The 10,432-nt window shown below is 71.8% G+C and carries 5 protein-coding genes and 1 pseudogene; 1 reads left to right on the top strand and 5 read right to left on the bottom strand.

Features of this window, described 5'->3' with window-relative positions; translation table 11 throughout:
• Positions 1 to 31: 31 nt before the first annotated feature.
• The 5 genes from B1729_RS20095 to B1729_RS20115 form a co-directional block, all read right to left on the bottom strand.
• The gene (locus B1729_RS20095; protein WP_163620796.1) at positions 32 to 4,561 is read right to left on the bottom strand and encodes an FtsK/SpoIIIE domain-containing protein; all 4,530 of its coding nucleotides are present in this window, start codon (positions 4,559 to 4,561) and stop codon (positions 32 to 34) included.
• Positions 4,562 to 4,582: 21 nt separating this feature from the next.
• Positions 4,583 to 5,977, bottom strand: a complete 1,395-nt coding sequence (locus tag B1729_RS20100) for an RDD family protein (protein ID WP_163634590.1) — start codon at positions 5,975 to 5,977, stop codon at positions 4,583 to 4,585.
• A 135-nt stretch (positions 5,978 to 6,112) separates the two neighbouring features.
• Positions 6,113 to 7,717: a bifunctional phosphoribosylaminoimidazolecarboxamide formyltransferase/IMP cyclohydrolase gene (gene purH, locus B1729_RS20105; protein ID WP_163634592.1), complete on the bottom strand. Its 1,605-nt coding sequence runs from the start codon at positions 7,715 to 7,717 to the stop codon at positions 6,113 to 6,115.
• Positions 7,718 to 7,744: 27 nt separating this feature from the next.
• The gene (purN, locus tag B1729_RS20110; protein ID WP_163620793.1) at positions 7,745 to 8,347 is read right to left on the bottom strand and encodes a phosphoribosylglycinamide formyltransferase; all 603 of its coding nucleotides are present in this window, start codon (positions 8,345 to 8,347) and stop codon (positions 7,745 to 7,747) included.
• 41 nt (positions 8,348 to 8,388) lie between these two features.
• The gene (locus tag B1729_RS20115) at positions 8,389 to 10,047 is read right to left on the bottom strand and encodes a DUF6350 family protein (RefSeq protein ID WP_204260206.1); all 1,659 of its coding nucleotides are present in this window, start codon (positions 10,045 to 10,047) and stop codon (positions 8,389 to 8,391) included.
• A 127-nt stretch (positions 10,048 to 10,174) separates the two neighbouring features.
• Here B1729_RS20115 and B1729_RS20120 point away from each other — a divergent pair.
• Positions 10,175 to 10,432, top strand: a pseudogene (locus tag B1729_RS20120) (NCS2 family permease); the annotation flags it as partial.

The raw sequence follows: 10,432 nt of genomic DNA on the forward strand, positions 1-10,432 counted from the left end.
ATGGGGACCATTCCCCATGCCGGTCCCCAGGTCATCGCTGGACCGCGGTCTGCGGCACCTCCAGCGTGGACCCCTCGACGAGCGGCATCTGCACCGTGACGGCGCGCCCCGACTGGACGAAGATGCCGCGGCCCTCGGGGAAGTCCGAGCGCTTGACCTTCGGGAACGGCACCTTGAAGATGGCGTCGCCGTCGAAGGCGTCCGGACGCAGCACGATGCCCTTGCGGCCGCCCTTGAAGTCGCCGATGAGCCCGAACCCGCTGGCGATCTGGCTGACGTCGGCATCGCCGATGAGCAGGTGCTCGCTGCGGTTGACCGCCTGGAACAGCGCCTTGAGCGGGCGCTCGGCGGGCGTGTCGGCGAACTGCGGGACGTCCTCGATGACGATCAGGAGCCTCGCCTCGAGCGACTCGTCGCCGACCAGGTCGGCGAGCTCGGTCGCCAGGTCCTTCGCCTCGTCGGGAGTCGTCGCGCTGCGCATCCACGGCGCGAACTCCTTGAGCTGCGAGCGGCGCCCGCCGAAGTGGAACAGCCGCACGCCGGGATCGAAGCGCGTCATCGAGGTGATGAGCGCCTTCATCGCGTTCGTCTTGCCCGACAGCGGCGGTCCCGTCACCACGAACGTGCCGATGGGATCGAAGTCGCGCGCCGCGAGGGTGTCCTCGGCGACGCCGAGCGCGGGGAAGGCGCCGATGCGATCCGGCATGGCCGTGGACTGCAGCCGTGTGGGGAGTGACCCGATCTCCTCGACCTCGCGGGCGCCCGCAGCACGGAGATCCTGCGCCCACTGGGTGAGCAGCTTGGTCTGCTCCGCCACGTTCGGCGTGCCGCCGAGCACGGCGATCTGGGTCTCGAAGCCGTCCACGATGGCCCGCCCGGGCGCCGAGCGCTCGTCGAGGACATCCTTGGGCGCGTTGAGCAAGGCGTAGGCGTTCTCGTCCGAGAGTCGCAGCACGACCCGGCGGGACACGTTCGAGCTGATGGCGGTCGGGACCGATCCCGACCGGTCGGCGGTGGCGACGACGTGCACACCGAGGGGGCGGCCCTCCCCCAGGATGCGCATGAACGCCTGGTAGAACGGCATCCGTGCGGTCGTGGACTCCCACTCTGCACGGAACTGCGGCAGGCCGTCCAGGAGCACGATGATGCGCGCCTCGTCGCGGCCGGTCAGCTGGCGGTATTCGGCGATGCTCGACGCGTTGGCGGCGCTGAAGCGCTTGCCCCGGTCGTCGAGGATGGCGCCCAGCGAACGCATGATGCGCTGCACGCGCTCGGCGTCATCCCCGGGGATGATGGAGCCGACGTGCGGCAGCACCTCGAGGCTCTTCAGCGCGCCGGCGCCGAAATCGAGCCCGTACACGGCCACGTTCTCCGGGCGGCGGCCCGTCGCCGCTGCGATCGCGACGGTGCGCAGCACCGTCGACTTGCCCGAACCGCTGGTGCCGTACACGAGGAGCGAGCCGTCGCGGTCGGGCTCGAAGTACACCGGCTCCTGCAGTTGACGCTCGGGAACGTCGCGCTTGCCGAGCAGGATGAACCCGGAGCGCCCGGCCCGCAGCTGGCGGATGTCGACCGTGGTCTCGAGGTCGTCGAGCCACGGGCGGCGCGGCGCGGGGATGCGCGCCGCGTCGGCAGCCGCCACGAGCGTCGCCACGATGCGCTTCTGGTCGTTGGGGCCGGGGTCGACGTCGTGCGAATCGGACTCACCCGAGTCGGGGAGCTCCCATCGCTGCACCGACCCGAACCGCAGCTGTGCGACGGCGACGTCCGCCGCGGGTGCCTCATCGCTGCTCCATCCGCCGGCGTAGGCGGACTGGAACGAGACGAGACGACCCGGTCCGGTCTTGGCGATTCCACGGCCGGGGATGCCGGGGTCGAAGCGCGCGGCCACCGGATCGCCCACGACGTCCTTCGAGTCGGACTCGTCGGCCATACGCAGCGCGACCCGCAGGTTGGTGTTGGCGCGCAGGTTGTCCTTGATCACGCCGGCGGGGCGCTGGGTGGCCATGATCAGGTGGATGCCGAGGGACCGGCCGCGCTGGGCGATGTCGACGACGCCGTCGACGAACTCCGGCACCTCGCCGGCGAGCGCGGCGAACTCGTCGATGACGAGGACCAGCGCGGGCGGGGTGTCGGGATCGCGCCGCTTCTCCAGCTCGAGGAGGTCCTTCGCCTTCTTGCGGTTGAACAGGTGCTCGCGGTGGTGCAGCTCGGCGCGCAGGCTGGTCAGCGCGCGGCGGACGAGGTGCGGGCTCAGGTCGGTCACGAGTCCCACGCAGTGCGGCAGGTCGACGCAGTCGGCGAACGCCGAGCCGCCCTTGTAGTCGACGAAGAGGAACGTGACCCGGTCGGGGCTGTGAGCCGCCGCCATGCCGAGCACCCACGCCTGCAGGAACTCGGACTTGCCTGCTCCGGTGGTGCCGCCCACCAGGGCGTGCGGGCCCTGTGTCCGCAGGTCGAGCGCCATCGCGTCGGTGGCGCCCTGGCCGACGATCGCGCGCAGCGTGCCCGCCTTCTTCAGCCGCGGCAGGACGGTGCCCGAGCGATCCAGGATGGTGTTGTTCTCGCGCCAGCGCTCGATCGCGAAGGAGGGCTCCGAGGCCATCTCCGATCCGACGAGGGAGAGGAACATCACGGAGTTCGGGATGTCGGACGAGTCCTCGATCACGGTGCTGGAGTCCACCACCGGCGCGAGCCGCTTCGCGAGGACCGTCATCAGCTCGTTCGAGACACCCTCCACCGCCGTGTCGGGATAGTCGACGCCGCTGCGGACCGTCCCGGCGCGCGCGCGCTCGAGCCCGTTCGTGACGTCGAGGAAGCTGCGGCACACCGCCGGCAGCGCATCGACCATCGGGGCGACGAACAGTCCGTACACGCCGACGTCGGCGCCGCGCTCGAGCACCTGGGTCAGTCGGGCCCGGTCGACGGGCGCGTCGGCGGTGACGATGACGACGACCGCCGTCTGGCCGGGGAAGGTGGCCTCTTCAGCGGCGCGGCGCACGTCGGTGCCGTAGCGCATCGGATCCCAGTCGTCGGCGAGGGGCAGTCGCGGCGACGACGCCGCCTTCGACCGCTGCATCACCAGTTCCTCCAGGCCCGAGAGCAGCGCCGCGCCGGTCGACGCCGAGTCCGACAGCGGCATGTCGCGGAACGGGCTGCGCTCGCTGGAGGTGTGGGGCAGCCACTTGAGCCACTCGAGCTGCGTCGCCCACCGGGGCTCGGTCAGCGCGATGGCGACCAGCTCGTTGGGAGAGTGCAGGCCGAACAGCTGCACGCAGAGGCCGCGCAGCGCATCGGCGGCCTCGCGATCGCCGCCGGCGACGCCGATCACACCCACGCTCTGCAGCGACTCCAGCACCGGGACGCCGTCGATGGTGCGGTAGCGGTCTCGCAGCCGGTCGACGCGATCGACGAACTCCTGCAGTGCCTCCGGCGTCTCAGAGCGCTTCACCGTCGTGCGAGACGGGGCCTCGGTGATGCCCAGCCGCACCGAGAGGAAGTTCCAGTGCTCGGGGCGTCGTGTCCACAGCATCGGGCCGAGCCGCATCGCCTCCTCGAATACCACCGCCACAGGCGGGGCCTCCGCGTTGCGGATCTCGCGCTCGCGCGGGCGCTCGCGGTAGAGCGTCTCTTCGAGCTCTTCGAACGTGCGCTCGAAGATCTCCGTCTCTTTGCGGGCGCGCTGGCCCACCTGTGTGCGCTGGGAGATGAAGTTGCCGAGCAGCATCAGCGGCGACATGATGACGACGAGGAGCGACCGCGGGTTGCCGTTCATCGCGAACAGCGCCATGCCGAGGATGAGCGGTGCGACGAGCATCGGCCACGGGAACAGGCGCGTGACCGGATCCTTCGGCATCCGCGGCTCCGGGAGCTCTTCGCCGATGTAGCGAGGCTCGACGCGCGGGCTGCGGTTGAACAGCAGCGATCCGCCGCGCTCGAGCACCGGGTCCTGCTCTACAGGGGCGAAGCCCTGGACCATGCGGACGACCACGTCGGTGTCGCCGAGCGAGAACCGCTGCCCCGGGATGACGCGGAGGCGCTGGACCAGACCGCCGTCGACCACGATGCCGTTGGCCGAGTTCAGGTCGACGAGCTCCACCGAACCGCCGACCTCGATGCGCGCATGCACCTTGGAGATGAGCGGGTCATCGAGCACGAGGTCGTTGCCGGCGGCGCGCCCGATGGTGAAGTGGCCGCGCGGCAGCGGGAACTCGCGGCCGACGAGCGGGCCGCCGACGACCGAGAGGATGGCGGCCGGCGGGCCGCCGACCGCCCGCGACGTCACGTAGTCCTCTCCGAGGTTAACGATCGATGCGATGAAGCCCGAGCCGACCGCGGCGTCGCTGATCAGCATGTCGGGGGCGAGCATGGTGAAGGTCGACGAGGTGGGCGGTGCCACCTTGAGCGTCAGCACGTCACGCGGAGAGGCGGACGTCTCGCGCGCTGGGTCGGTCTCGACGATGTGCCGGGCCACGTCCTGCACGGTCGCCGTGGTGTCAGAGGTGACGACGATGTCGATCTGCTGCGCGTCTCGCCGCTGGAGTGTGAGTCTGAGTCTCATGCGTTGTCCTCGGGGTCTGCGTCAGCCGATGCGGATGAGGGCTCGCCGGTCGCCCAGCAGGAGCGTGTCGCCGCTGCGGACCGTGACCCCCTGACCAGGCGGAAGGGAGTGCTCCGCGCCATCGCGGATGAGCGCGCTGCCATTCGTCGATGCACGGTCCACGGCGATGATGGCGCCGCCCGTGCGCAGCAGCGCGAGATGGGTCTTGGAGATCGACTTCGTCGGGTCCTCGATCGGGACGAGGGTGAGCCCGTTGTCGCCCGGCGCGGGCGAGGGATCGCGGCCGATCAAAATGCCGGCGCCGGGGAGGGCGATGCGCGCGCCGGTGTCGAGCTCCAGCACGACAGCCGGGGACGACGCATCGGCCACGAGCGGCGCGGCGACGGGCGGCTGGCCTGGGCGTGCCGGCGCGGCAGGACGCGCCGCGGCGGGCAGCGGCGGCCCGGCGGGCGGCGCCGCGTCCGGCAGCAGCCGCGGGGGTGTCCAGGGGATGCCAGGGCCCGGCCCCGCTGCCGCCGTCGACGAGGCGACGGCGGGATGGACCGATGCGCGGTTCCCTGGTGCGGGAGCTCCCGCACCAGCGGCACCAGGATCCACGGCCGCTGCGCTCGGTGCGACGGCCGCGGCACCCGCTCCGCCCGGCGCGGTGCTCGCGGGTTGCGCCTCCCCGCGGGGCGCGCCGACGACTCCCCCGCTGCTGCGGGTGACGGGGATGTAGGCGCCGGAGGCAGGGGCCACCGCCGAGGTCGCGAGCGAGGGCAGCTCGCTGCGCTCGTCGGCGAGATCCGTCGCCGCCGTCTTGCGAGCGATCCGCATGCGCTTCACGTCGTAGGGGTTGAGGCCCTTCCGCACGTCTACGAACCAGGTGGCGCCCGCCATGTCGGCCCATCCGCGCCCTCGACGTTCCGGGTCGAACAGTGGGGAGCACGCGATCACGAGAACGGGTCCGACGAGGGGGACGAGGAAGCTGGCGCCGAGCACCAGGTACCTCACGACCGCGCCCCGCCAGAATCCGGGCCGCTCCAGCGTGCGCACGTTGACCGAGCGGATGCCGGTCGCGGCCTTGCCCACAGTGGTGCCCTTGCGCCCGTGGAGGATCAGCTGCAGGACGACGAACGCGGTCGTCAGGGCCGATGACGCGGCCGTGCACGCGATCACGAGGCCGAGGTTGCCGGCTTCCGTGAGCGCTGCGGCCGGATCGGCGGACGCGGCGGCGGCGAGGAGCACCGGAAGCGAGACGAGCAGCAGCGGAAGCTGGAGCACCACGAGGATGCCCAGCTCGATCGATGTCGCCAGCACGCGCCGTCCGAAGGGCGCCATGCGCAGCCCGAGGGACGCGGCATACTCCGGCCTCGGCCGACCGCGTCCATCGAGGCCCTCGACGGTGTGTGTCGAGTCGTCGATCTCCCAAATCACCGGATCCTCCTGGCGAACGCTCCGCATCGACCCTATCCGGCCGACAGCACGGCTCCCGCCCGGAGCGGGGACATGGGGAAATGGACCCATGCCGCCGGGAACCGGGCGCCGACCGCGTCGCGAGCGACGGTGGTCTCAGTGGAAGAAGTGACGCTCCCCGGTGAAGAACATCGTGACGTTCGCCGCCTTCGCCGCGGCGACGACCTCGTCGTCGCGCACGGAACCGCCCGGCTGGATGATCGCGGAGATTCCGGCGTCGAGCAGGATCTGGGGTCCGTCGGCGAACGGGAAGAACGCGTCGGATGCCGCAACCGATCCGGCGGCGCGGTCGCCGGCCCGCTCGACTGCGAGCCGGCACGAGTCGACGCGGTTGACCTGGCCCATACCGATGCCGACCGTCGCGGAGTTCTTCGCGAGCACGATGGCGTTCGACTTGACGGCACGGCACGCCTTCCACGCGAAGATGAGGCTCGTCATGTCCTCGTCGGCCGGGCGCTCGCCCGAGACGAGCTGCCAGTCCTTCGCGACCGAATCGATGTCGTCGGGGAAGCGGTCGGCGTCCTGCAGCAGCAGACCGCCCGACACCAGGCGCACGTCCATGCGCTCCTGCTGCCAGTCCTCGGGCAGCTGCAGCAGGCGCAGGTTCTTCTTCGCCTTGAAGACCTCCAGCGCTGCCGGCTCGAACGACGGGGCGACGATGACCTCGGTGAAGATGTCCTTGAGGTTCTCCGCCATCTTGAGGGTGACGGTGCCGTTGGCCGCGATCACTCCGCCGTATGCCGACACCGGGTCGCACTCGTGCGCGCGCAGGTGCGCGCTCGCGATCGGGTCGAGCGCGTTGGGGGCCGTGACCGCGATGCCGCAAGGGTTCGCGTGCTTGATGATCGCGACGGCGGGCTTGACCATGTCGAACGCGGCCCGCAGCGCGGCGTCTGCGTCGACGTAGTTGTTGTACGACATCTCCTTGCCCTGCAGCTGGGTCGCCTGGGCGATGCCGTGGCCCCCGTTGCGGGTGTAGATCGCGGCGCGCTGGTGCGCGTTCTCGCCGTAGCGGAGGGTCGCCAGGCGCTCGGCCTTGATCGTCAGGTGCTCGGGCAGGTCGGTCTGGGTGAGCGTGCCTTCCGAGAACCAGGTCGCGACCGCCCGGTCGTACTCGGCGGTGTGGGCGAAGGCGCGTGCGGCGAGCTCGCGACGCTGCACCAGGCTCGTGCCGCCGGCGCGCACCGCGTCGATGACGGCCGGGTACGACGACGGCGACACGACGATCGCGACGTTGGCGTAGTTCTTGGCCGATGCCCGCACCATGGCCGGGCCGCCGATGTCGATCTGCTCGACGACGTCGTCGCCCTGGGCGCCGGAGCGCACCGTCTCGACGAACGGGTACAGGTTGACCACGACGAGCTCGAACGGCGCGATCTCGAGCTCGTCCAGCTGGCGCTCGTGGTCTTCGAGCCGCAGGTCGGCGAGTAGGCCGGCGTGCACGCTCGGGTGCAGCGTCTTGACGCGGCCGTCGAGCGACTCCGGGAAGCCGGTGACGCTCGACACGTCGGTGACGGTGTGACCCGCCTCACGCAGCAGGGTCGCCGAGCCGCCCGTCGACACGATCTCGACGCCCGCCGCGGCGAGCGCCTCGCCGAGGGCGAGCAGATCTGTCTTGTCGCTCACCGAGACGAGGGCACGGCGCACCGGGACGACGTCGCGGGAGCGGTACAGGGCGGGGTCGTGGCTCGGTCCGGCCATGGCGGATCTCCTCGGTGGGATAGGGGTTCAGAGCTGGGCGTTCGCGGACGCCGCCGCGAGATCGAGGTCGCCGGTCGCGACGCGGCGCACCACGTCGATGAGCAGGCGGCGTTCGACGGGCTTGATGCGGTCATGCAGCGCGTGCTCGTCGTCACCGGGGAGCACGGGCACGCGCTCCTGGGCGAGGATCGGCCCGGAGTCGACGCCGTTGTCGACGATGATGACGCTGGCCCCGGTCTGCGCCACGCCGGCGGCGAGTGCGTCGCGGACGCCGTGCGCGCCGGGGAATTCGGGCAGGTACGCCGGGTGCGTGTTGACGATGCGCGGCGACCAGGCGTCGACGAGCTCAGCGGGCAGCAGCCGCATCAGCCCGCTCAGCACGACGAGGTCGGGCCGCCAGACCTCGAGCTGGGCGCCGAGCTCGGCGCCCCACTCCTCGCGGCTCGCGAACCGCGAGAACGGCACCATGAACGTCGGGATGCTGTACTCCTCGGCGTGCGCGAAGCCATCGGCCTCGCGATCGGCACCGACGGCGACGACGCGGGCGGGGAACTCGGGATCGGCCGCCGCGTCGAGCAGAGCACGCAGATTCGACCCTGTGCCCGAGATGAGGACGGCGACCGTGAGCACCCGCCTAGTTTAGTGGGAACCATCCCTCTCGCCGGGCGGCGTCACTGGGAACCGTCCGTCTCACCGGGCGGCGGCAGCAGGGGCAGGTCGATCGGCTCGGTCCGCGCGTCCGCCGCGGCAGCACCGGCAATCGGCGTCGGTGCCGCCTCGCGGGCCGCGTGGACGACCTTCGGCCGGTCCGACGCCTCGTCGGCGGCACGGCGACCGGTCCACCCCGCAGCGAGCGCCGACAGGGCCGGATCATCAGCGGCCGCCGGCTCGACGGTCGGGGGTTCGTCCGACGCCGCAGGCGCGGACGCCGCGTCGGCCGCCCTCCGCTCTCCGCGCACGCTCCGCGGGGCGAGCAGCAGGATCGAGGCGCCGAGCAGAACCTCCAGCCCCACGGCCAGAGCGACTGGGCCGGGCTCCGGGCCGAGGCTGCTGAGCCGGCCGGGGCCGAGTGAGCCGGAGGCGGCGAAGGCGAGGAGTGCGGCCGCACCGCCGGCGACCAGGGCGATTCCCCCCGTGACCACGACGCGCGCGCCGATCGGGTCCTCCGGAGCGGGCTCGCGATCGAAGGGAGCGGACGGCTCCGCGGTCGGAGCACTGTCGGCCGGCGGCGAGGTGGAGAGCAGTCCACTGAGCGCCGCCGTCCTCGACGGGTCGAGGCGGGAGAACGCCGTCGCCGGGGCCGGCGAGGTCGAGGGCTGCCGGGACCTGTCCGACGATGTCCCGCTCGGATGCAGCAGCCGCGAGCGTGCGATCCACCCGGCGAATGCGCCGACGGCGACCGGCAGCAGCGCGAGCAGCAGCAGCCACGACGTCGTGGAGTCCGGCACGGCGCCCAGCGCGGGAAGCCCGGGCACCACGCCCACCTGTGTACCGGCGGGCGACACCGAGGTGCCCTCGCCGACCGCGAACCCCGGGCCCGCGACGAAGCTCAGGCCCCACACGGCGAGAGTCGGCACGTAGGCGAGCTGCGCGATCGTGAGCACCGTGGCGCCGAGCGCATCGACGTCGCCGGCCTGGAAGAGCGCGACGATCTGGCCCGCGCGTGCGAACAGCGCCACGGCGGCGATTGCGGCACCCACGCCGATGAGGCTCACGACCACCACCGCGGAGCCGCGCGCGATCAGCGCAGGCACCTCACCCCACCCATGAGGGAGGGCTTCGGTCCGGTCACGCAGCCGGGCGATCGCCCCAGAACCGGCTTCCGACCACTCCGTCACGACCGCCGCGGCGAGCGCGGGAAGGGCGAAGACGAGCGTCGGGATCAGGATCGCCTGCCACGTCTCGGCGTGCGCGACATCGTTCGCGCCCGAGAGGGCGGCGCCCGTCGCCAGCGCCGCGAAGACGACGGTGGACGTCGCCACGCCCGTGAGCCAGGCGTCCGCGTGCGAGGCGCGTGCGCCCGAGCGGGCGGCGAAGATCGCCGTGAACCCGGCGAACGCGAGCGGGGCGAGCGACAGGACGAAGGATGCCGCATCCCCGCTGATCCCGGTCGCCGCCAGGTAGTCGGGCGGCAGGGCGATGTGCAGCGGCACGAGGTTGCCGAGCTGCCACACCGACACCGCGGAGGGCCACAGCACTCCCCAGTCCGCTTCGCCGCCGAACCCGAAGACCCACAGCAGCGTGAGCGGCGCGAGGGTCGCGGCAAGGCCGACGGCGACCGCGATGGCGGCGTCGACGGCGGCAAGGAGGGCGACGATGAGGCGATGCATGCGCCATCGACCCTACTTCGAGGGGCGGCGCCGTCCCGGGCGCGTCCGCGCCGTGGTGCGGCATCCGCCAGCGAATCCTCAGCTTCGCGCGCGAACGACTAACGTTTCAGGTCGGAGGTCCACAGACATGAGCACAGCCCCGTCCTCGGCATCGAACGCGCCCGAAGCGCCCGAGAACCCCGAGCCGGCACAGCCGAAGAACGGCTTCGACAGCTTCTTTGAGATCACGCGTCGCGGTTCGACCATCGGCACCGAGGTCCGCGGCGGTGTGGTGACCTTCGTCACGATGGCGTACATCGTCATCCTGAACCCGATCATCCTCTCCAGCGGAACGGATGTCGCGGGCGACACCCTCGGCTTCGCCCAGGTCGCCGCGACGACGGCG

This window comes from Microbacterium sp. B35-04 (assembly GCF_010634885.1).
Lineage (GTDB): Bacteria > Actinomycetota > Actinomycetes > Actinomycetales > Microbacteriaceae > Microbacterium.